General features: G+C 61.7%; 15 protein-coding genes. 6 read left to right on the top strand and 9 right to left on the bottom strand.

The features are described 5' to 3' along the window. Positions 1–107 precede the first annotated feature (107 nt). From PLH32_07445 to PLH32_07420, 6 genes are all read right to left on the bottom strand, one after another. Positions 108–1229, bottom strand: a complete 1122-nt coding sequence (locus PLH32_07445; protein HQJ64432.1) for an NAD-dependent epimerase/dehydratase family protein — start codon at positions 1227–1229, stop codon at positions 108–110. Then, the gene (locus tag PLH32_07440) at positions 1219–1695 is read right to left on the bottom strand and encodes a hypothetical protein (protein HQJ64431.1); all 477 of its coding nucleotides are present in this window, start codon (positions 1693–1695) and stop codon (positions 1219–1221) included. Before PLH32_07440 ends, PLH32_07445 begins: the two co-directional genes overlap by 11 nt. Then, positions 1692–2699, bottom strand: a complete 1008-nt coding sequence (locus PLH32_07435; GenBank protein ID HQJ64430.1) for a polysaccharide biosynthesis protein — start codon at positions 2697–2699, stop codon at positions 1692–1694. Before PLH32_07435 ends, PLH32_07440 begins: the two co-directional genes overlap by 4 nt. A gap of 21 nt (positions 2700–2720) precedes the next feature. Further along, complete coding sequence (locus PLH32_07430; protein ID HQJ64429.1) at positions 2721–4958, bottom strand: polysaccharide biosynthesis tyrosine autokinase; 2238 nt, start codon at positions 4956–4958, stop codon at positions 2721–2723. A gap of 51 nt (positions 4959–5009) precedes the next feature. Next, complete coding sequence (locus tag PLH32_07425) at positions 5010–5915, bottom strand: polysaccharide biosynthesis/export family protein (GenBank protein HQJ64428.1); 906 nt, start codon at positions 5913–5915, stop codon at positions 5010–5012. Positions 5916–6555: 640 nt separating this feature from the next. Next, positions 6556–8628, bottom strand: coding sequence for a hypothetical protein (locus PLH32_07420; GenBank protein ID HQJ64427.1), 2073 nt, complete (start codon positions 8626–8628; stop codon positions 6556–6558). A gap of 490 nt (positions 8629–9118) precedes the next feature. Here PLH32_07420 and PLH32_07415 point away from each other — a divergent pair, with 490 nt between their 5' ends. Then, positions 9119–10069 (top strand): Gfo/Idh/MocA family oxidoreductase, encoded by a 951-nt coding sequence (locus PLH32_07415; protein ID HQJ64426.1) that lies wholly within the window; start codon positions 9119–9121, stop codon positions 10067–10069. 256 nt (positions 10070–10325) lie between these two features. On the opposite strand, the gene PLH32_07410 is transcribed toward PLH32_07415, so the two are convergent. Further along, a complete protein-coding gene (locus tag PLH32_07410) occupies positions 10326–13358 on the bottom strand; it encodes a T9SS type A sorting domain-containing protein (protein HQJ64425.1) in 3033 nt (1010 codons plus the stop codon). Between the two features lie 782 nt (positions 13359–14140). Between PLH32_07410 and rfbA the strand changes: the two genes are divergently transcribed. Further along, on the top strand, positions 14141–15010 hold the full coding sequence (rfbA, locus tag PLH32_07405) for a glucose-1-phosphate thymidylyltransferase RfbA (protein ID HQJ64424.1): 870 nt from the start codon (positions 14141–14143) through the stop codon (positions 15008–15010). Between the two features lie 25 nt (positions 15011–15035). On the opposite strand, the gene PLH32_07400 is transcribed toward rfbA, so the two are convergent. Together PLH32_07400 and PLH32_07395 are read right to left on the bottom strand one after the other, a co-directional pair. Then, complete coding sequence (locus tag PLH32_07400) at positions 15036–18053, bottom strand: hypothetical protein (GenBank protein ID HQJ64423.1); 3018 nt, start codon at positions 18051–18053, stop codon at positions 15036–15038. A 431-nt stretch (positions 18054–18484) separates the two neighbouring features. Further along, on the bottom strand, positions 18485–18904 hold the full coding sequence (locus PLH32_07395; GenBank protein HQJ64422.1) for a hypothetical protein: 420 nt from the start codon (positions 18902–18904) through the stop codon (positions 18485–18487). 152 nt (positions 18905–19056) lie between these two features. Between PLH32_07395 and PLH32_07390 the strand changes: the two genes are divergently transcribed. The 4 genes from PLH32_07390 (at position 19057) to PLH32_07375 (ending at position 22487) form a co-directional block, all read left to right on the top strand. Next, on the top strand, positions 19057–20775 hold the full coding sequence (locus PLH32_07390) for a succinate dehydrogenase/fumarate reductase flavoprotein subunit (protein ID HQJ64421.1): 1719 nt from the start codon (positions 19057–19059) through the stop codon (positions 20773–20775). 24 nt (positions 20776–20799) lie between these two features. Continuing rightward, positions 20800–21234, top strand: coding sequence for a succinate dehydrogenase, cytochrome b556 subunit (locus PLH32_07385; GenBank protein ID HQJ64420.1), 435 nt, complete (start codon positions 20800–20802; stop codon positions 21232–21234). Positions 21235–21300: 66 nt separating this feature from the next. Next, positions 21301–21666: a hypothetical protein gene (locus PLH32_07380; GenBank protein HQJ64419.1), complete on the top strand. Its 366-nt coding sequence runs from the start codon at positions 21301–21303 to the stop codon at positions 21664–21666. Next, positions 21663–22487 (top strand): succinate dehydrogenase iron-sulfur subunit, encoded by an 825-nt coding sequence (locus tag PLH32_07375; GenBank protein HQJ64418.1) that lies wholly within the window; start codon positions 21663–21665, stop codon positions 22485–22487. The genes PLH32_07380 and PLH32_07375 overlap by 4 nt, the downstream gene beginning before the upstream one ends. Positions 22488–22602: the final 115 nt, after the last annotated feature.

Here is a 22602-nt window from a genome sequence, read left to right as displayed (position 1 = left end):
GTGAGAACGTGAGAACGTGAGAACGTGAGAACGTGAGAACGTGAGAACGTGAGAACGTGAGAAAATTAATTGCTTATTACATTGATAGCAAGAGAAAATTCAGGAAATCAAACATTTTCAAAAAAGGTGTCGGGATCAGCGGGGTTGTAGAGTTCGTTGATCCAGAACACAGTGTATAGGTCTTCCGGCCCGATGTTGGTAATGTTGTGGGTATGCCAGACCGGAATGTCGGCAAAGGCAGGCTGGTCACCGGCAAGCTGGTATGTTATCACCTGATCGGTACCGATGCGGCGAAGCCGGATCTCCGCCTGGCCTTTAATAACCATAAATCGTTCCACTTTGCGGGTGTGAAAGTGGTTGCCACGGGTGATGCCAGGCCGCGTGGTCGAGAATGACGTCTGTCCGCCATTGGGCGTTTTCACCAGCTCGACGAAATGTCCGCGATTGTCGGCATGAAGAGTATATTTTCGAGGGAAAAAATCATGCGGAAGATAACTGCGAAAGGTATTGAACAAGCAGAGATCGAAATAATCGGAGAGATCCGGTATAAAGCCATCCGTCAAATAACTTTTTTTGAAAGCGCCAAGTCTGGCAAAGAGGTCGGTTACTTTGGCTGTTGCGGTTTCCTTGATCTCCAGTTCCTGTGCAGTTTCCCGTTTTTCAATGATTCGCCGAATGGCAGCGGCCAGGTCGTTGACATAGATGAGCGGCAGTTCGGCATCGATCTCGATTTTCGGTTCAAGACCGTTCACCAGCTGATGGGAAAAAGTGGCAACCACGGAATTGTAAAAGGGCCTGCCAAACGGGCCAAAAACATTGGGGATCACCAGACCGGTAAAGGCCGCATGATGCTTTTCAGCCCATTCTATCAGCATCTGCCGGCCGGCCTTCTTAGAGCGGCCATAGGGGTTGTCGCGCCGTTCCTGAATGGAAGAGGAAAACAGTAGATGCGGCGTCGCATCCACCGCTTCCATGGCGTTAATCAGCTGGCGCACCAGGCGGATATTGGTTTCGGCCAGGCTTTCAGGATCAGCGTGGCGGTTGACCGCAGCCAGGTGAACGATCGCATCACAGGAGGCGGCGAATTGTCTCAGCCTTGAATCATTCTGAAAATATTCGTCCTGAAAAGGGATACGCTCAATGGTATCAAAGAGCCCCAGATAGTTATAGAGATGGGAGCCGATAAATCCGGCCTGCCCGGTGATGCCCACCCGGATCCTATTGCCCATGGCCCTTTTCTTTCAGCAAGTGCCAGTCGAACCAGAGATGGGCGGGAAAGCGATAGATATCCTCACTGCTGTCTTCCAGCAACAGATCCGAAAGCACGAGCAGCTTGTTCGGCACGGTCAATGCCCGCATGCCGTTGGCATGACCCGGCGGCACAATCAAGACACCCGGCTTGCCGGTCTTGAGAATAAAGCTCTCCGCCTGAAGATCCGGCGAGGGGTCTGCAAAATCATCCAGCCGCACCGCCGCGACGACAAACTCTCCCTCCACGGCGTAAAAGTACTTGGTCTCGCGTTTGTGTCCCTGCCAGGCGCGAATAATATCGGTTGTATGATTTGTAATGAAATAAAACCGGCGGACCGGATCGAGGCGAACATCATTGGCAAAGGCGATGGCGCCGCGATCGTCGCTGTGCTGACCGCCCTGGATGAAAACCGGTCTGTCCGGCATTTTCGGGGCATACGTCACGGTTTCAGCGCTTCCTGAACAAAATCCAGCTTGAGCAGCAGCTCTTTGGTCTCTTCCACATTGAGCCGGTAGGTGTTGCTGGAATTATAGTCGTCCGCCCGGCTGATTGTGACCTCTCCTTCGACAAAATACTTGTTGTAATTCAGATCCCGGGTATCGGCCGGCACGCGATAGTATTGGCCACAATCATGGGCGATGGCCTTTTCTTCTCGTGTGAGCAGGGTCTCGTGCAGCTTTTCACCGTGACGCGTGCCGATCGTGCGGATTTCGGTTTTGCTGGCAAACAATTCGATCAGGGCTTTGGCCAGGGTCTCGATGGTCGCCGCCGGAGCCTTTTGGACAAAGCGGTCACCCTGATGACCGTTTTTATAGGCGTACAGGACCAGATCCACCGCGTCATCGAGGGACATCATGAACCGCGTCATGTTGGGGTCGGTGATGGTGATGGGTTTCTTTTCCTGGATTTGCGATATGAAGAGAGGAATCACCGAGCCGCGCGAGCCCATGACGTTGCCATAACGGGTGCCGCAAAAGATGGTCTTGCCGGCCGAAACTCTAGCCTTGGCGAGCATGAGTTTTTCCATCAAGGCCTTGGACATGCCCATGGCATTGATCGGATAGACCGCTTTGTCGGTGCTCAAGACGATGAGCTTTTCGACGCCATGATTTGCCGCGGCATTGAGGACGTTTTCCGCACCGAGCACATTGGTGCGGATCGCTTCCATGGGATAGAATTCACAGGAGGGCACCTGTTTGAGCGCAGCGGCATGAAAGATGTAATCCACGCCCTGAATGGCGTTGGCTACGCTGCTGTATTCGCGCACATCGCCGATATAGAATTTGAGCTTGGGGTTCTTCAGGGCGATGCGCATGTCCTCCTGCTTTTTCTCGTCCCGGCTGAAGACACGAATTTCTTTGATGTCCGTATCGAGAAAGCGCTTCAATACCGCATTGCCGAATGAGCCGGTGCCACCGGTGATCAACAGGGTTTTGTTTTTGAACATGTTCAGATCCGTCCGTATCGGCTATTTGCTTTTGGTGGAAAAGCTGTCATAATAATGGTTATACCGGTGATAATCCCCATATCCCCGCGTTGTCTTGACATAGTTGAACAATACTCCCAGGATGGGCGTCTGCGCCCGGCGCATGAGCGCGGAGGCTTCCTGCACATCGCGCATCTGGGTCGAGTTGGCCTTGACCACTAGCAGCACATGGGTGGCCTTGGCAGCGAAGAGCAGCGGGTCGGTAACCAGCCGCACCGGCGGGGCGTCGATAACCACCAGATCGAACATCATCCGGCACTGGGCGATGAAATCCCCCATGCGCTGGCTGGCGATCATCTCCGCTGGATTGGGCGGGATGGTGCCGCAGGGGACCAGGCGCAGATTGGGCACGCTGGTCTGGTAGATCACCTGTCCGGCGCTGAGCCCCCGCGCCATGCAATCCGCCAGGCCCGGCGTGCTCTTTAATCCGAAGAGGGTGTGCTGCCTGGGCTTGCGCATGTCGCCGTCGATGATCAGCACCCGCTGGCCCAGTTCTGCGAAGCTGATGGCAATATTGGCCGTGGAGAGGGTCTTGCCTTCACCCGGCAGGGCGCTGGTGACCAGCAGAGCGCTGATGGGCTGGTCGACGCTGGCGAACTGGAGGTTGGTGCGCAAGGTGCGGTAGGCATCCACCACCGGCTCGCGCGGCTTCATCTGGGAGATGAGATGGCCGGTATAGCCGTTGCTCGAAAAAGCATAAGCCGCGGGCCCCGTCGTTTCGGCCTCCTCAACTTGCGCCGGCCGGACCGGCTTGCGGCCGGCGGGATCCTTCACCTTGATCTCGGCGACCGCCCCCATTACCGCCAGCCCGGTATGACGCGTCAGCTCATCCTGGCTGCGGATGGTGTTGTCGAGATAATCGCGCAACATGGCGAGGCCGAACCCCAGGCCGAGGCCGAGCATCAGCCCGACGGCGAGATTGCGCGGCACATGGGCGGGCACAGGCCGCTGCGGCATAACCGGGCTGTCGAGGATGCGGATGCCGCCGGTGCCGGTGGCCGACTTGATGCGCGCCTCCTCGCCCTTTTCGAGCAGGATGGCGAACATGTCCTCGTAGACCTTTTTGGAGCGCTGCAACCGGGTCATCTCGATGGCGCGCTCGACCAGTTTGGGATTTTCGCGGCGGTAGGTGGCCACCTGGCGCTGAAAAAAACGCTCGCGGTTGCGCAGCATGTAGAGCTGCAGCTCCTCCTTGATGCGGTTCTGGCGGATCTCCTCCCAGAGGTTCTGGTTGAGATAGGCGCCGGCATCCTTGCCCGGCGTGGTCTCGAGGATGGCCTGGTAGAGCTGGTTGCGCACCTCGTCGATCTGCTGATCCAGGGAGACCGCCTTGACGCTGCGCGTCCCGGCGCCAGCCAGCTGGGTGCGCTCCTCGATCAGCCGGTCGAGGCGGCTGCGCAGCTCCTTGGTGCGGGGGGTGTCGATGTCGTTCAGCTCGGGGGTATTGGGGGCCTTGAGATCGTTGAGGCGCTGGTTGTAGGCGGCGATGTTGGCCTCGGCCAGCTCGCGCTGCGACTGCACCTCGGCCAGGCCGCTCTCCAGCTCGACCAGCTTTTTCAGCAGCCCGCCATCCTCATCGCTGACGGCAAAGCTGGTCGACTCGTTGAATTCCTGCAGTGAGCGCTCGGCATCCTCGAGCTTGCCGCGCGAGATCTCTTTCTGCTTGTCGACATAGTCGACGACGTTGCGGGTCTCCTCCAGCTCGATCTGCTTGCAGCGCAGCTTGAAGACCGTGATGGCGAGGTCGGCGAGACGCCAGGCCAGCTGGGGCGATTTGGCCGTCACCCCGAGCTTGACCAGTTCGGTCTTGTCGGTGGTCAGCTTGATGTTCTTTTGCAGGAAGCGGTGGAACTCCTCGCCGGTCATGCCGCTGGCGAGAATGATGCTGTCGCCGCGGGCCTGCTGCCAGAGCTGCTCCTGGTAGGCCTGGCTTTCGAGCAGGGCCTGGTAGAATTCCAGCGGCCGGCCCGGCTCGGCGAGCGCCCGGGCGCTAGACTGGCTGCCGAGCAGGCTGCCCAGGCCCATATTCGGGCTCTCGATAATAAAGGTGGCGGAGGAGTAGTACTGCGGCGGGCGGATGAAGGTATAGACGGCGGCGGCGGCAAAGATCAGCAGCGCCGTTACAAGAATGGAGAACTTGCGGCGGAGAAAGAGATTGATATAGTCCTGCAGGGTCCATTCGCGCTCAATGGCGCTGTCATTGGGGATATCAGGAGGCATGCGTACTCCGATGCAGTGACGGCCGGCGGCGCGAGGGCGGCCGGCCGGATGCTAATTATTGCGGATTAAAACGACGTAATAGATGCTGATCAGCAGGCTGGAAATGGTGCTGACATAGGGGAGAAAGGACTGCCAGCCGGCCGGCTTTTTCGGGATATAGATGATGTCCCCGGCCTTGACCTCGGGGTTGGGATAAGTACCAGTGGCGGCGAGATACTGCTCGAGGTTGATGCGGTATTCGGTCTGCTTCTTGCGCGACGGGGAGACGTAGCGGATCTTTTTGACATCGGCATTGGCGGTCGGCCCGCCGGCGCGCATGATCATGTCGATCACCGTGGCGCTGGTGAATTCTTCAAAGACCCCGGGCAGGCGGACCTCGCCGATCACCTTGACGTTGTCGAGCAGCTCGCCGCTGGTGACCATGATGATGTCGCCTTCGGCGAGAACCGGATTCTGCTTGAGATCGCCCTCGAGCAGGAATTTGCGCAGGTCATAGCGGGTGGTGGCCATCTTGCCGGGCTCGCCGCGCAGCAGCTGCACCTCGCTGAGGCGCGCGCCGGACATGGGCCCGCCGGCCGCGGCGATCGCCCCCTGGAGGTTGGAAGCGAGGGGCATCTGGCGGATGCCGGGCTGCTTGACCATGCCCATGATATTGATGTTGATGACGTTGCTTTTGGCGAAATTGAGGGTGACCACGGGGAAGGTATCGAGGTAGCGCGAGAGCTGGGCGACGACGATCTCGCGCAGCTTCTCCAGGGTGAGGCCGTCGACCGGGAGATTCTGCATGAAGGGAAAGTCGATGGTGCCCTGGGGGGAGACGGTGACGATGCGGGAGAGTTCCTGGTGGCCATAGACGACGATCTCGATGCCGTCGCCGGCCTTGATGCGGCGCTCCTGGGGACTGACAATGGCGGCGAAGATGAGCAGGATCAGAAAGATGCGGTGCAGGTGTTTCATGATGCGTTCCTTGTTTGTGGGACTGCCGTTCCCACCCGGGAAACCACCGGGTGGGAACGAGAGGTGGTGCGGGCAGGAGCGAGAAGGTGGCTCAGGGCGGGAGCGAGAAGGTGGCTCAGGGCGTGAGCGAGAGGAGAAGACAAAGCGATGCCCTGTCACTCCAGGATCGCCACAAAAAAATCCCTTTTCTCGCGGCACCTGAAGCGATGTTTGAAAAGGAACAGGTGTACTCTATCGATACACTTGGGCGCTGTATTAGCTACAAAAACCGCTAAAATGAGTCCAATTATTCAGGAGTAAGACGAAAGCAAATACCATACCATCAAGAACACCCCGGGCGCCTGGCGGCGCCGGTCACTTTACCTCTTCCCTGCCCAACCAGAGTTCTTGCTGGCGATTCTGCTGAAGTGAGGCGTTTAAAGCGCGTGGTTGTGTCCCCAAGTCACCAATCTCATCCCCGCCCCGTTGCCGAACAGAAGCTGCCATGCCCTGGATGTGATCGACCGTGCTGGCGCAGTAGTCAGATACGATAATATAGCATAAAAATTTAATTATTCAAGCAATTTTTATCGTTTTATGCGGTTTTGCCGCCACGCGTCCCTGCCAGCGTGGTTTGGTGTACCGGTTGCCCATGCAGGTGCTAATGCAGCAACACGAGCTTGCGGGTCGCGCTGAAATGATCCGCCTTCATCCGGCAAAAATAGTCTCCGCCGGCGGCTGCAGTGGCATTCCAGACAGCCTGATGGCTGCCGGCGGCCATCCTCCGCTCGACCAGATCCGCAACCACCTCCCCCCTTTCATTATAGATGATCAGCGAGACGTCAGCAGCCTGGGGGAGCGTAAAACGGATGGTGGTTGAGGGATTGAAGGGATTGGGATAGTTTTGCGACAGCGTAAATTCCCGGGGACCATCCGCAACCCAGTGGTTTACGGCTGTGGTCATCTCCGCGAGCGGCCGCCGCCAGACGCCGTCGTCGGTGCCGGCGTACAGGTCATTGTCCAGGATGAACAGCGAATAGACGCGTCGATCCTGAAGGCCTGTGTTACTCCCCTTCCATTTCGTTCCGGCGTGGGAATAGACATAGACGCCATCCCGGGCCCCGGCATAGAGCACCGAGTCCTGGACGACCAGGGCATAGACATGCGGCGGCGACTGCTGATCCGCCTTGATTACGGTCCAGTTGACTCCATTGTCGGTGGAGAGGTAAACACCGCTGCCCTCGGTCCCGGCGAAGATCAGCGTCCCCATGGTGGCGAGACTTGTCACGTAATAACCGGTCAGGCCGGCGCCGCTCCAGGTGGAGCCGCCATTGATCGACATAAAAATGCCGCTGCCGGTTGCGGCCCAGAGATTGGCGCCGCTGAATGCCAGGGCATAGACGAAGCGGTCGGCCAGACCCAGGCTGGACCAGCCCTGGCCTCGGCTGAGCGATACATGGACGCCGTTGGCGGTACCGGCATAGATTTTTCCCGCCTTGACGATGAGGCACTGGGTGCAGCAGGGATTATCGGCAATGCCGCTCTCGGGCCAGCCCTGAAACTCCGGATGGAAAAGATAGACGCCGTTGTGGTTGGCGGCCAGGAGCAGGGTATCGAGCACGCACACCGCGTTGATGTCGATGACGCGCAGACCGCCGTTAAGGGCCGTCCAGCTCGCTCCGTGGTCCGGGGATGTAAAGACGCCACCGCCGTTCTCGGCGGCATAGAGGAGCCCGTCTTTCGCCGCAAAGGCCTTGACCGCACCGCAGGTCATGCCGGTATGGGCCGGCGCGACACTGGTCTCGCTGGTACTCAAAAAAACGCCTTTTTCGGTGCCGACGTAGAGGCCGAGCGGTCCGACCGCCAGGGCATTGGCCGATCCGGGTGAGGCGCTGCCCGCATACTGCCAGCTGGCGCCGTTGTCCTTTGAAAAGCTGACGCAGAAACCGCCGCCGGCGATGAGATAGTCGCCATTGGCGGTCATGGCCGTGACCGGCATATCGCTGGGCCAGTTACCGTTGAGCTTTTTCCAGGTAGAGCCGTTGTTGGCCGATACGTACAAGCCGAACTTGCTGTTGCCGCCCTGCCCGACTCCGGCATAGAGAGCTGTCCCTTTGGAATAGATGCAATTGATCCTGGCCATGGGCAGGCCGGTGCTGATGAACTTCCAGGAAGCGCCGTCATCGGTGGAGAGCGAGATGCCGTTGGTAGCATAGCCGGCGTAGAGGTTGCTGCCATTGAGGTACAGGGCGCTGACGTTGGGATTGGCCAGGCCGGAACTGACCGTTTGCCAGCTCATGCCGCCATCCGTTGACCGGAAGACGCCGCCGCCTTCGGTGCCGGCAAAGATCGTATTGTTGTCCTTGATGGCCAGGGCGCGGATTTTTTGGTTTGAGAGGCCCTGGTTGGTGGGCTGCCAGCCGTTCGCCTCCGTCTCGGAAGGAACGAACACCCCGCCACTACCGGTCCCGACCATGAGGATTGCACCTTTTGCGGCGATGGCGGTGATCTCTTTGTCGGTCAAGCCGCTGTTGAGGGCGGCCCAGGTGGTGCCATTATCGGAGGAGCGAAACACCCCTCCGCCCCTGGTTCCGACGAGCAAGTCGGCACCCGAGAAGGTCAGGGCGTTAATCACGCCGCCGTAGGGCCCGTTGGTATGCTGCCACTGGGCATGAATCACCTGGCTCTGCAGCAGCAGCACGAGGATGGAGAGGGGGATACGCATCGTTTTCATGGCCGTCTGCTCCGGTCAACATTCCTTTTCCTGATGGTAAGAAAAATCAGCATCAAAGTCAACAGGCCGGCAAAAAATATTTTGTATGGCGGATGGCGCCGGGCGAGAACCCGCGGAGAAAAACACGGCTGTAGCGCAGCTGTCGGCCGGGGATCCACCGGACTCTCGTGCCCACCCTGGCGCCTGGCGAGAACCAGGTAGCGGGCGTCGGCCGGGTGGGCGCGAGGGCAAAAACACGGCTGCAGCGCAGCGGTCGGCCGGGAATCCGCCGAACTCTCGTGCCCACCCTGGCGCCTGGCGGGAGCCGGAAAGCAGGCGTCGGCCGGGGATCCCCCGAACTCTCGTGCCCACCGTGGTGCCTGGCGGGCGCGAGGGCAGGATGGGCCGGGAGGGAGCCGGATTTCGGGGCGCATCCGCAGCGATTTTGCCGTTGTCTTTTTGGCTGGAATGCAATATATTAGAGCCGGTATTCATCCGGGAGAATGCATCCATGAAAAATTTTGCCCTCATCGGCGCCGCCGGCTATATCGCCCCGCGCCATCTCCAAGCCATCCGCGACACCGGCCACACCCTGGTCGCCGCCTGCGACCGCAGCGACTCGGTCGGCATTCTCGACCGCTGGTTCGCGGATGTCGATTTCTTCACCGAGTTCGAGCGCTTCGACCGCCATGCCGAGAAACTGCGCCGCCTCGGCGAGGCGCAGCGCATCCACTATGTCACCATCTGCTCGCCCAATTATCTCCACGACGCGCACATCCGCTTCGCCCTGCGCATCGGCGCCGACGCGATCTGCGAAAAACCGCTGGTGCTCAACCCCTGGAACCTCGACGTCCTCAGCGAACTCGAGCGCGAGAGCGGCCGCCGCGTCTATACTATCCTGCAGCTGCGCGTCCATCCCGCCCTGGTGGCGCTGCACGACCGTATCGCCGCCGAGCCGGCCGGCCGCATCCACGAGGTCGAGCTGAGCTATATCACCTCGCGCGGCCGCTGGTACGATTTCTCCTGGAAGGGGGATGTGCACAAATCGGGCGGGATCGCTACCAACATCGGCATCCACTTTTTCGACATGCTCGCCTGGATCTTTGGGCCGGTGCAGGGGCTGGAGGTCCATCTCGCGGAGGAACGCCGCGCCGCCGGCTGGCTCGAGCTGGAGCGGGCGCGGGTGCGCTGGTACCTCTCGATCGACCGCGGCGATCTGCCCGGCGCGGCGGCCGCGGCCGGCAAGTCGACCTTCCGCTCGGTGCAGGTGGACGGCGAGGAGGTCGAGTTCTCGGAGGGATTCACCGATCTGCATACCCGGGTCTATGAGGAGACCCTCGCCGGGCGCGGCTTTGGCATCAACGAGGCGCGCACCTCGGTCGAGATCGCGCATCGCATCCGCCACGCCCATCCGGTCCAGCCGGATCCGCTGCGGCAGCATCCCCTGGTCACGCTCCGCTAGCCGTAGCTGAAGGAGCCGGACAGGCCCGCGGGGCTGCGGCCCCCAATAAAAAAAGGCGCTGAAAATCAGCGCCTTTTTTTGTTACGGCCCCTGCCGCGCCGGTGGGTACAAGTGCGGAGGTTGTTCCGTTCCCTCCCACCCCCCGGTGGGCGGGAACAAGTGAGGCCGGAGCATGCCCCCCCGCCATGCTCCCGGCCTTGAGGACTCGGGTGGATCTACTCCTGACCTCCGGGTCAGGAGCGCGAAGCCCCTCTCTTTACTTGAGCAGGAGCATCCGCTTGACGGCGGTGGTGCTGCCGGCATTGAAGCGGCAGAAATAGAGACCCGAAGGCAGCGCGGCCGCGTTCCAGGTCACCTTGTAGTATCCCGCCGGCTGTTCCTGGTTGACGAGCACGGCCACCTCCTCGCCGGTGAGGTTGTAGATGCGTACCGAGACCAGCGCGGTTTCGGCCAGCTGCCAGGAGATCGTCGTCTCCGGATTGAAGGGATTGGGATAGTTGGTCTGGAGGGCATGCGCCGCCGGCACGGCCGTAACCGCAGCCGTCTCGGCCGTGGCTTCCGCCGGAACCGCTCCCTTGCGCTCGGAGGTATTGACGCCGAACTCGACCACCTGCATCCAGCCGCCGTCGCCCCATTTCGGCTCGGTGACCTTGAGCAGGACATATTTGGCGGCCACGGTGCTGTTGAGACGGTACCAGGTCATCTCGGGATGCTTGACCCGGAAGGCGCCGGCGCTGGTGAAATCGCCGGGCTCAGTCCCGGTCGTCGAGACCAGCACCTCGAAACGCACCGCCTGGCGGTCGGCGACCGCATCGTCGTCCACGCCGTTGTCGGTCTGCAGGGTGATATAATTGAAGCGATAGAGCTGCTCGTCGCCGAAGCGGAAGAGCGCCCAGGCCGCGCCCGAGTCATCGGGACGGACGGTGGCGGTGCCCTCCCAGCCGGCGGTCACGCCATCCACCGCCTTGCTCCAGGATTCGCTGCGGTGCGCCGGGGAGCCCTGGACCAGCACCAGGGCGTTGGCGGCCACCGCAGGCGTCGTAGCCGGTGCGGCCGCGACCGCGCCCGCCGTCGGATTCAGGATGAACTCATGACCGGTGACGGAGTAATAGGCGCTGGCATCCGGCACGTCCAGATCCATCCCGTCCGGTCCGGCAAACTGATAGCCCGCGGGCGCGATGAATTTGAAGTGATAGGTGCCGCCCGGGACCGGGAAGAGGCCGCGGAAGAGGGCGTTGTGGGGATGGCGGCCCCAGAGCAGGCTGATCTCGGCGCTGCTGAGGACCTTCCACTCCTGCTCACCGGGCACCTGCAGATAGGCGAGGACGTCGCCCACGGCCTGTCCGGAGGCGGTCTTGAAGGTCAGGGCGACGACGAAATCGTCGGGCTTGACGGTGTTGCGCAGCTCGCCGTAATAGTGGCTGGGGTCGCTGGCGCGGAGGGTGTCGCACTCCATTTCGGGGAACTCGGCGCCCGGCGCGGACTCCGCCGGCCAGCAGAAGCGGCCGGTCACCGAGCCGAGGTTGGCATACTGGCCGAGCTGGGCATGGCCGGTAGCCTGGTAATGCCAGGTCTCGCCGGGTTCGAGCAGCCCGTCTCCGTCATCGCCGCTGACATAGGCGGGGCTGAAATCGTCGAGGGTAGTGGCGGGGGTGCCGTTGTCATCCACCACCTGAACATCGTCGATAGCGGCCTCCGACTGCGGCTCGAAGATGCCGTTGACATCATAGGTCCAGGTCACGGTGTCGTCGAGGAGCAGGACCGGTCCGGAGGGGGTATCGGCATCCTGGCCGTTGGTGTACTTTTTGATGTGGATGCCGACCTGCGGCCGGGTTGGTTCCTGCGGGCATTGCAGGGGGATATTATTGAAATGGATCAAGGGATCGCCCGGCGCAAGATTAAAGCTGACATAATAGGGATTTCCGGGGCAGGAATAGTCGAGCAAGTGCGTTCCGGCAGCGTCGGGGCCGGAGCCCAGGACATAGGGATCGGGCTGGCCGGAGGGATCCAGGGGTCCAGCCTGCGGCAGGCAGCTGGTGCTGAGGGGATAGCCGGCCGGGGGCGTAACGGTCATGGTATAGACGCCGGCCGTGCCGTCGGTGATGAATTCATAATATCCCGTGCTGCCGTCATGAAGGATGATGACCTCGCCCGGGCCCGAGACCTCGATCAGGCCGCCGGGGAGGATCTCGCCGGTGGTCTCGCAATAGAAATAGCCCATGGGGTCGTGGTGTTCGGTGATCTGGACCAGATAATCCTCGACCTCGCCGTCGACGGCCAGCCCGACCGGGGTCAATCCGCCGGCCCTGCTGAAGCGGAAGCGGGTGTAGACCGGTGCGAAGGCGGCGGCCGTGCAGGGCACGGTGAACTGGAGCAGGTTCGATCCGGCATGGAGGGTCTGGCTGACGAAGAGTTGCTCGCCCGCGTCATTCCAGTCGCCGTCGCTGTTCCAGTCGAACCAGGCGTCGAGCTTGCCGGCCATGGAGGCGGTCACCTTGATGACCGCGGTTTTGCAGACGGTCAGTTTGGTGAGGAACTGAACGCCGTCCTCATCGCCGCTGTCGGCGGCATCATCGCCCGCGGCGGCAACATTCGGGTGGCCGTCGCTGTCGGCATCGATCCCCGCGCCGAGGTAAAAGCCGGCGACGATCTGATGGCGGGCGCCGTTGCTGGCGAGCAGGGTGCCGAAGGTATCGGGGGCATCGCCGAAATCATAGGTCGGAGTGGGCGGAGGAGGAGGAGGCGCGTCGCAGGTATAGTTGGTGGCCACATCGGTGGGCGTGCCCGAAGTCTGCGGGCCGCTGTCTTCGATCTCGATGTGCGCCTTGATGGTGTGGGGGCCGGGTGTCAGTGGAAACGAGGCTTCAAAACCCTGAACGTGGTTAGGATTGCCGTCAAAACCCACGCCCACCCAGGCGAAATCGGGGGGCACGCCGTTGTTGTCGGAGGTGCCCGAAACGATCGTGGCATTGCCGAGATCGGTCGCCTTGATCCAGCTGAGCGTGGGATCGAGCAGGCCGGGATAGCCGGTCCGGGTCAGGACCAGGACGAACATGGTCTGTGTCGCGCAGTCGTAGCGCAGATAGAGGTCGGATTGATACTCTTTGGAGGCCTTCCAGGCGCGGTGCATCTGGGACACCCAGTCGGTGGTAAGGTTCCAATCCGTGATCTGGCCGTCGACCACGGGCGCTGCGGACGGGAGAACCGCAGCGGCAGCGGGCCAAACCAGCAACGTCAGCAGTACGGCCAGCGTTCCTGGTCTGAGAATGGAGAGTAGATACTTGGTCATGCTAGGCTCCTTTGTTCGTGAGACTTGCAGGCAGCTGCGGGAACGTAGCAGGAGTTGGCAAGACCGGAGGCGTAGCGCTGGAGCCGATGCGGGGCACGGGAGCCGGAGAGCAGGCATCCCGCGCTGCGGATGGGGAAAAAGAGGCCGACAGTGCCCGAGGTCATGGCAACACTTCCCTGTGGTCCCGGTTGCCCGGTTAGTGCTGCGACGCGCGCCCGATCTCGTTATCCGGACTGTGTGAAGCGGACAACGGTGGGCGCTCCAGCGTGTGCCAGGCCCGGGTGGATGGCCGCCGGGCTTGGAACCGGTCTGGAAAAACGCCGCGGTTAAAGTACGACCGATAAAGTCGACGTATGCACATCAACCCCTAAACCGCAGAGAAACACTGCCCCAGGTACGTCGAAAGTGACGAAGTATATCCGCATTTCAAAAAATTAACTTATTTAGCGGTTTTTCGTCACTTATTAATATACGCGTTAGGCCGGTCAAAGTCAAGCGAATGTTCATTCTTTGCACATTATTTTTCAGGATGCGGGAGGGGCTGGCGCCCACCTCCATCCGGCCCCCGCCCCACGGGCCCGGCGGCCCCCTTCCATCTCGTCTCCACCCCGCCGGCTTTTACCGCGCCGTCCCGGATCGTTCTAGAAGATTATTTTTTCTGGTGCATGGAAGATAAAAGTTTGTTATTTTAAACCCGGTCGAGGCGGAGATTTTCTGTTCCGCAACACGCTACGCACAGCCGGGGGTTTGCAGGTACGTATTCAATAAAAAGGAAGTCTCCTGTGAAAGGCATCATTCTCGCCGGCGGCGCCGGCACCCGCCTTTATCCCATCACCCAGGCGGTGAGCAAGCAGCTTCTGCCCATTTATGACAAGCCGATGGTCTACTATCCCCTCTCCGCCCTGATGCTGGCCGGACTGAGGGAGATCCTGCTCATCTCCACCCCCGAGGATCTGCCGCGCTTCGAGCAGCTGCTCGGCGATGGCTCGCAATTCGGTCTGAGCATCAGCTACAAGGTGCAGCCCGCCCCCAACGGCCTGGCCGAGGCCTTTCTCCTCGGCGAGGCGTTCCTTGCCGGAGACAGCGCCTGTCTCATCCTCGGCGACAATATCTTCTATGGCCACAATTTCAGCGGCCTGCTGGAGGCGTCGGTGCGGCGGATCGAGCGCGAGGGTGGCGGTGTGGTGTTCGGCTATCAGGTGAAGGACCCCGAGCGCTACGGCGTCGTCGAATTCGACGCCTCCGGCCGTGCCCTCAGCATCGAGGAAAAGCCGAAACAGCCCAAGAGCAATTACGCGGTGGTGGGGCTCTATTTCTATGATCAGGAGGTCGTGCGGGTGGCGAAGAGCATTCAGCCCTCGGCGCGCGGCGAGCTCGAGATCACCGACGTCAACCGGGTCTATCTCGAGCGCAACCGGCTGCAGGTGGAGATCCTCGGGCGCGGGTATGCCTGGCTCGACACGGGCACCTATGAGAGCCTGCTCGACGCCGGGGCCTATGTCAAGACCATCCAGGAGCGGCAGGGGTTCCGCATCGCCTGCCTCGAGGAGATTGCTTTCAACAAGGGGTGGATCGACCGCGGCCAGCTGCTCGCCCAGGCTCGGCGGCTGGAGAAGAATGAATACGGCAAATATTTGAAATCGCTGGTGTAATAACAGGCTGGAGGCTCCCGCCTGTTCAGACCAAAACCTCCCCGATCAGCTCCTGCATGATCTCCTCCCCCCTCTTCAGCTCGCGCTGAATGCGCGCCTCGAGGGTCTCGGGGCGCTTCTCGCGCAGTCCACGGATCCGCCAGGTCTCCAGCACGGGGTGGAGGTGCTCCAGATCGACCTGGTCGTCGGCCGCAACGGCGAGGCGGTTGAGATTGCGCACCAGCCGCAGCAGTTCGTAGTGACGCGAGAGTTCTTCGAGAGCCTCGGCGTGCGCGGGCAGGATGGCCTCGAGTTTTTTGAAGAGGCGGTAGTTCGAGTTTTCGTGGATCTCGAACCGGGCGCGAAAAATGTCCAGCAGCATCTCGACGTCGCGCAGGCCGCCGGGTAATTCCTTGAGGTTCAGTCCGGCCGGCGCGGCCGCGTGGCTCCCCTCCGGCCCGGTGGGAGCCGGCGGGTGGGCAGGAGCCGGCGCGAGGCCGTGCGCGCAAAACCGCTGCCGCCCGGTGATCTCCTCCAGCATCGCCGCAATGTAAGCCTCCTTCTGCGCCAGGATCACCTCCTGCACGATCTCCCGGTAAAAAGTCTCCCACTGTCGGCGTCCGCCGACGATCATCCTCGCCCCCAGCAGCTGCGACATATCGATAAAACGCTCCGCATTCTCCGGCCCGAGCAGCGAACGGATCTGCGCCGGGGTGCAGATGAACGAACCGAAATGGTCGCCGAGGCGGTAGTGCGGCAGAATCCCGCTACGGCTGATCTCGCGGTGTATGCGCTTGAGGATGTCGATGTAATAGGCGTGGTCGCCGGGCTCCTCCGAATCGAGAAGGATGATCAGGTCGTGGTCGTCGTCGAAGGCGAGCATATGGCCATACCCCCCGGTGACGAGGATCGCCAGGGCAGGCCGCTCGCGGCGCGGATGCCGTCCGGTCTCGTCCACCCGCTGCTTGCAGGTATCATAAAGGAGGCGGATATAGGTGTCGGAAAAGTAGATGAATTCGTCGGCGATCTGGCCTGAAGTGGCGTTGCCGAAGAGCAGCAGGCAACAGCGGAAGAACTCGAAATCGTGCCAGGCGGCGATGCCATGCAGCCGCTCATGGTAGGCGGGGGTGCGGTTGATCTCCGCCAGCAGCCCCTTGCCGAACTCCTGCAGCCGCTCGGGGTCGTCGAGCAGGCGGTAGACGGCGGGGTGTTGTTCGAGCACCCGGTTGGTGATGCGCTTGAGGTAGCGCGAGGAGGCGTAATGGAGGCCGGCGAGGTAGCTGAGACGATTGCGCGCCGGCACGAGACGGGTGTCCCAGAGCGCCCCGGCGATGATCTCCTGAAAGCGGCGCTGCTGCTCGCCGGTGAGGCTGCCGAGGAAGGCATGGACCTCGTGCGGCACATATTTAAAGACCGTGGCGAAGCGCTGGACGATCTCGGTGCCGATGGAGCGTTCGAAAAAGAGTTCGACCATGCGCCGGTGCAGCGGCCGTCCGCCGGGATGGCGGTAAAGCAGGTTGAGGAAGGAGAAGAGGGCGATGAAGGAGTTCCAGCCCCACTCGATATATCCCTGCAGCAGCGCCTCGGTCCGCTCCGGATCAGCGGTCAGGTCGTTGACGAGACGGCCGAGGAGGGCGTGATCCTCACGGCGCAGGACGGCGATGATATCATCCCAGAAGCGGGTACCGCGGAAGAATTTCGTCTCCTCGAGGAAGCGCACGGCGAGGTTGCCGACGCGGGTCTCGCCGGAGCGGGTCACCTTGCGGCGGTGCATGAGGCGGCCAAAGGTGGTGATGGTGCCGAGATGGGTGATGACGTCGGGAAGGAGTTCGCGGACCGTCCCCTTGGCCAGCCGGGCCTTGGCGTAATAATCGGCGAGGAAAAAGTCATAGGCCGCGGCTGTGCCCGTCCGCTGATAGCCCATATAGCCGGCGACGAGGGCGAGGTTGTCGCGCGTGGCCGGATCGCCGACATAGATCTCCTCCTCCTGGCTGACCAGGAGGTGGTAGAGGAAGCGGAAGACCTCGAGATAGGTGAGGCTGACATCGAGCTTTTCGTAGAGGTGGGCGCGGCGCTTGTCGCGCAGGCGCAATGCGTCGATCAGGGCCCAGGCGTTGACCTGGCGGAGGTTGAAGATGGTCTTGGCGGCGAAGAGGCTGGCCTTGATCATGCGCAGGCCGTCGACCTTGGGATCGAGGCGGTCGTCGGCGAAGGACTTGAACATGAAGGAGCGGATCTCGCCGGTGATGCCGCGCAGGTAGCCCTCATGGAATTTATGCAGCTCGGGCCGGTCGGGCTGGAAATAGTAGCGGCTGGTCACCTGGCGGAGGAAATCGCTGAAGAGCGCACGGCTGCCGAGGATGCGCGCGGCGCCGAGCATCTCGTTGATGATGACAAAATCGTGGATCTCGGTATCGAGCAGGGCGTTGTAATCGGCGATCGAGGCGGAGAAGGAGGCCTCGCGGCAGACGTTCTCGGAAAGGTGGTAGTGGGTGACGATGGCCTTGCGCAGCATCTCGCCGTTGAGGCGGGCGATGGCGCTGGTGAGCTGGCCGCGGAGTTCGGGGCCGCTATCGACGACGCCGACGTCGATATCGTCCTGGTCGGAGCGCGTGCCGACGCCCATGAAGACGAAATCGCCCGGATAGGTATCGGGCAAAAAGATCCGCAGCAGCTCGGTCATGTAACCGGCGACGAGCTGGCGCACCTCATGGCCGACGTGGAGCATGAAGGCGCGGAAGACGCTTAGCCGGGCCTCGACGCGGGCGACGTCGAGGAGCATGGTGTCGAGGGCGTTGAGGTTGAGCTGGAGGAAGTGGAGGGCGAAGAAACAGCCGAGGTCGGCGAGCTTCTCCTCCTGGGATCGGCCCAGGCCGGCGACCAGACGCATCTCGGCGCGGTAATCGAAGGGACGTTGCCAGAGATGGACGCTCTCGCAGAGGCGGCACACCTCGAGGCGGGCGCAGAGGCCGTCGTAGCTTTTATCGATGACGTGAAGATATTTGTGGTAATGGTTGCCGAGGATTTGCGCCCGCCGTTTGAGGCGGGTCAGTTGGTCATCCATCGCTCCTCCGGAAAGCTTCTCGCGTCCGAAATCTCGCACCCACCCACAACATGCTCGTGCCCACCCGGGCCAGCTCGCGCACTCGCAAACACTTCGTGCCCACCCGGGCCAGCTCGCAGACTCCGTGAAATTACACTTTTGCCGCGACATTGTCAACGCTTTAGTTATACGCCTTTTTTGCGGCGCTGCACATGAAATGATTGGTGAAAATCGAAAAATACTTTAATATTACCGAAGTGTGTGGCGGGGCGGAGAAAAGAGCATGGCCGATACGAGTCAGATGCGACGTTTCGGGCCGATGCTGGCCCTGGCGATAATGGTGCTGGCCGCCGGGTATTGGCGCACCGTTGGCGACACGGTGGACAATGCCTGGATCACCTTCCGCTGCGTCGACCACCTGGTGCTACGTGCGGATTTGGCTTCAGGGAGCGTCAGGGGGCCAGGCCCAGGCTGGCCTGGATTGACGCGGGAAGAGTATACAGGCCGGCCGTCACTGGAGCCATAGAGAGGCCAGGCTGCGGGCCGATATAGCATTGCGCGATGAACTGGCGCGCCCGGCGCAGCTCGCGCAGAGCGGGGCGCCAATGCATCTGACCGGAGAGCAGATCGAGCAATTCCAGCGCGCGCTCCAGGCAGTAACGGTATTCCCGGGGATCATCCAGCAGATGGCTGGCCCGGTTCAATTCGTTGGCTACCATCTGCAGCTGCTGATGTTTGGGAAAAGAGCCAAAGCGTCCGGCGAGCGTCTTGTGCCGGCAGAATGCGCCGGGGGGCGCCCGGGTGGGAGCCAGATTGGAGGCCCGGGGGGCCGAAGCCGCAAGGAGGTGCAGATTTCCCTTGACATAATCCATTTAGAATCCTAACTTGAAATGCTTCCTTGATCATGAACTTGAGGCCCATCCCGCATGAAGCAGGCGTCGCCACATCGCTGCACCCCCCAAGATCATCATCCCTATACCATACCTGCCGTTGTATCACACCGCCTTAACAGAGGAGGAGATGCATGTCAAAAGTTTTGACCCATGATCTCGTCATATTCGGAGCCGGACTGGCCGGCCTGCGCGCCGCCATCGAGGCCTCACGCCAGGCCCAAGGCAAGATCGATATTGCGGTGGTCACCAAGAACCAAATGATGCGCGCCCACTCGGTCGCGGCCGAAGGCGGCACCGCCGCGGTCATGCGTACCGAGGACGGTGACAGCCTTGAGCTGCACGCCTGGGACACCGTCAAGGGCAGCGATTTCCTCGCCGACCAGGATGTGGTGGACCTCTTCGTCAACACCATGCCCGGCGAGATCCTCCAGCTCGACCATTGGGGCATTCCCTGGACCCGCCGCGACGACGGCCGAATCGCCCAGCGTCCCTTCGGCGGCCACAGCTACCCCCGCGCCGTGCTCGCCGCCGACAAGACCGGCTTTTTCGAGCTGCAAACCCTCTACGACACCCTGCTCAAGTATAACAACACCACCCACTACAACGAGTTCTTCGTCACCGCCATCCTCGTCGAGGGCGGGCAGTTCCGCGGCCTGGCGGCGATGAACATGACCACCGGCGAGTTCACCCTGATCCGCGGCAAGGCCCTGATCATCTGCACCGGCGGCGCCGGCACCCTCTTCGGCTTCACCACCTACTCGCAGACGGTCACCGGCGACGGACTGGCGCTGGCCTACCGCGCCGGCCTGCCCCTCGAGGATATGGAGTTCCTCCAGTTCCATCCGACCGGGCTGGTCCCCTCCGGCATCCTCATCACCGAGGCCTGTCGCGGCGAGGGCGGCACTCTGATCAACGCCAAGGGTGAGCGCTTTATGGAGAAATACGCCCCGCAGAAAATGGAGCTGGCCCCGCGCGACCTGATCTCGCGCTCGGAGATGACCGAAATCGAGGAGGGGCGCGGCGTCAAGGGACCCGGCGGGCTCGACTATATCTATCTCGACCTCACCCATCTCGGGGCCGACAAGATCAACGAGCGGCTGCCGCTGATCCGCGAGGTTTGCATGGAGTTCAATGACCTCGAACCGATCGATGAACCTATCCCCTGCCGGCCGGTCGCCCACTACTCGATGGGCGGCGTCGAGACCGACATCAACGGCGCCACCCGCGTGCGCGGCATCTGGGCGGCCGGCGAGGCCGCCTGCGTCAGCCTCCACGGCGCCAACCGCCTCGGCTCCAACTCCACCGGCGAATGCCTGGTCTGGGGCAAGATCACCGGGGCCGAGGCCGCCAAATATTGCGCCTCCCAGAGCGCTCCGCCGGATCTGGCAAAGGATCTCTTCGAGGAGGAGGAGAAGCGGATCTTCGGCTCGCTCCTCGGCAAGAACGGCAAGGAGAATCTTTACGATCTGCGTAAGGAACTGCGCGCCACCATGGACAAGTACGTCGGCGTCTACCGCACCGGCGAGGAACTGGGCAAAGCCCTCGAAATCATCCAGTCGCTGAAAAAACGTTTTGCCGACATCGCCATCCCCGACAAGAGTAAGGCCTACAACACCAACCTCGCCCACGCCCTCGAGCTGCAGAACCTCATCGATCTGGCGGAGGTGATGGTGACCGGCGCCCTGACCCGCACCGAGTCCCGCGGCGGCCACGCCCGGCGCGATTTTCCGGTGCGCGACGACGAGAATTGGCTCAAGCACACCCTGGCCTTCCATACCCCCTCCGGCCCCAGACTCGACTACAAATCCGTGACCATCACCAAGTGGAAACCGGTGGAGCGCAAGTACTAACCCGATCTTGATGAGGATTGACCTATGGCAGAACGCGCAAATCACTACCCCAACAAACTCGGCCTCTGGGGCTGGCTCGGCGGCGGGCGCTATGGCTTGGAGCGCTACGCCTATGCCCTGCACCGCCTCACCGGCATGGGAATACTATTCTATTTTGTCCTCCATATTTTCGTCACCGGCTCGCGCCTCGGCGGCGCCCAAAAGTGGGCTGCCGAGATGGGCTTTTTCGAAAACAACCTCTTTAAATTCGGCGAGTACCTCGTCTATGCGGCTTTCGCCTATCACGCCCTCAACGGCATTCGTCTCGGTCTGACCGAGCTGGGTTTCCTCATGGGCAAGCCGACGCGGCCGCTCTATCCCTACCGCAGCGCCGTGATGAGGCAGCGCCCGGTGCTGATCGTGGTCATGGTGCTGGCGGCGGTGCTGATCATCGCCGGCGGCGTGGATCTGTTCGAGTAAGCGCGGAATCGTGGCGGCGGGAAGCTCTCCCCCGTTAGCAGTGTTTCCGGATAAGGAGAATTGCGAATGCGTGAATCCACATTATGGTTCTGGCACATCATCGCCGGCGCGGTGATCCTGGTGCTGCTCGGCCTGCACATGGCGATCATGCACCTCGATGAAATCCTCGGCTTGTATATGGATCCCACCGGCTGGGAGTCGGTCATCGCCCGCAGTCAGCAGGGCTTCTTCATGGTGACCTATATTCTGCTGCTCGGCGCGGCGCTTTATCACGGCCTCTACGGCTTCCGCACCATTCTGTTCGAGCTCAACCTGCGCAAGGGGACGCAGAAGCTGATCACCTGGCTTTTTCTCATCGGCGGGCTCTTTCTCTTCGTCTATGGCACCTATGTCGCCATCGCGGTCTATCAAATGAAGGAGGTGGCGTCATGAGCGAAGCCCCCAGCAAAGTGACCTTTGAAGTGCTGCGTTACACCCCCGGCGCGGACGCCAAGCCGCGGATGCAGAGCTACGAAGTGCCGGCGCCCAAGGGACTGACCGTCCTCGACGGTCTGCTCTGGATCAAGGAGAATCTCGACCCGACTCTGAGCTGGCGTTCGTCCTGCCGCATGGGGGTGTGCGGCTCGTGTGCGATGTTCATCAACGGCCTGCCGCGGTTGGCCTGCGCCAATCAGGTCGCCCACCTCGGCGGCGCCAAGGTCGTGGTCAAGCCGCTGCCCAACTATGCGATCATCCGCGATCTCGTGCCGGATCTCGAGCCCTTCTTCGCCAAACACGCGGCGATCAAGCCCTACCTGATCCGCAAGCAGGTCGAGGAACTCGAACATCCGACCGGCGAGTATTTCCAGAGCCAGGAGGAATTGATCAATTATATCCAGTTCGCCTATTGCATCAAGTGCGGCGCCTGCCTGGCCGCCTGTCCGACCGTGGCGACCGACGAGTCCTATCTCGGCCCGCAGGCGCTGGCGCAGGCTTGGCGCTATATCGCCGACAGCCGCGACGAGGGGGCGGCCGCACGCTCGCAGGAGGTCTTTTCCGGCCATGGCGCCTTCCGCTGCCATTTCGCCGGTGCCTGCTCGCAAGTTTGCCCCAAGGGAGTCGATCCGGCTTTTGCCATCCAGCTGATGAAGCAGTACATGTTCCGGCAAAAGCTCGGCGCATGCAAGGAGCAGCATGGCACCGCGGTGGCGCCGCCGGTGGAGAACTGGACGCCGCGCGAGGGCGTTCCGAAGGCCCCGGAGCATTCGGTGTGAGCGGCCGGCCTGCAGCTTTCTGCTGATTGTATCTACCCAGGGGCCTGGCGTGGTCGACATGCCAGGCCCCTGGTGTTTACGGCCCGCTCTGGTTCCCGCCCGAATGACCGGTCGG

This window comes from bacterium (assembly GCA_035419245.1).
GTDB lineage: Bacteria > Zhuqueibacterota > Zhuqueibacteria > Residuimicrobiales > Residuimicrobiaceae > JAKPUX01.
This window is presented reverse-complemented; position numbering and strand designations above follow the sequence as displayed.

Coding starts and splice junctions, on each gene's coding strand:
- PLH32_07395 (HQJ64422.1), bottom strand. CDS start 18,904: ATGGATTATGTCAAGGGAAATCTGCACCTCCTTGCGGCTTCGGCCCCC.
- PLH32_07400 (HQJ64423.1), bottom strand. CDS start 18,053: ATGGATGACCAACTGACCCGCCTCAAACGGCGGGCGCAAATCCTCGGC.
- PLH32_07375 (HQJ64418.1), top strand. CDS start 21,663: ATGAGCGAAGCCCCCAGCAAAGTGACCTTTGAAGTGCTGCGTTACACC.
- PLH32_07430 (HQJ64429.1), bottom strand. CDS start 4,958: ATGCCTCCTGATATCCCCAATGACAGCGCCATTGAGCGCGAATGGACC.
- PLH32_07445 (HQJ64432.1), bottom strand. CDS start 1,229: ATGGGCAATAGGATCCGGGTGGGCATCACCGGGCAGGCCGGATTTATC.
- PLH32_07435 (HQJ64430.1), bottom strand. CDS start 2,699: ATGTTCAAAAACAAAACCCTGTTGATCACCGGTGGCACCGGCTCATTC.
- PLH32_07420 (HQJ64427.1), bottom strand. CDS start 8,628: ATGAAAACGATGCGTATCCCCCTCTCCATCCTCGTGCTGCTGCTGCAG.
- PLH32_07380 (HQJ64419.1), top strand. CDS start 21,301: ATGCGTGAATCCACATTATGGTTCTGGCACATCATCGCCGGCGCGGTG.
- PLH32_07385 (HQJ64420.1), top strand. CDS start 20,800: ATGGCAGAACGCGCAAATCACTACCCCAACAAACTCGGCCTCTGGGGC.
- PLH32_07415 (HQJ64426.1), top strand. CDS start 9,119: ATGAAAAATTTTGCCCTCATCGGCGCCGCCGGCTATATCGCCCCGCGC.
- PLH32_07425 (HQJ64428.1), bottom strand. CDS start 5,915: ATGAAACACCTGCACCGCATCTTTCTGATCCTGCTCATCTTCGCCGCC.
- PLH32_07390 (HQJ64421.1), top strand. CDS start 19,057: ATGTCAAAAGTTTTGACCCATGATCTCGTCATATTCGGAGCCGGACTG.
- PLH32_07410 (HQJ64425.1), bottom strand. CDS start 13,358: ATGACCAAGTATCTACTCTCCATTCTCAGACCAGGAACGCTGGCCGTA.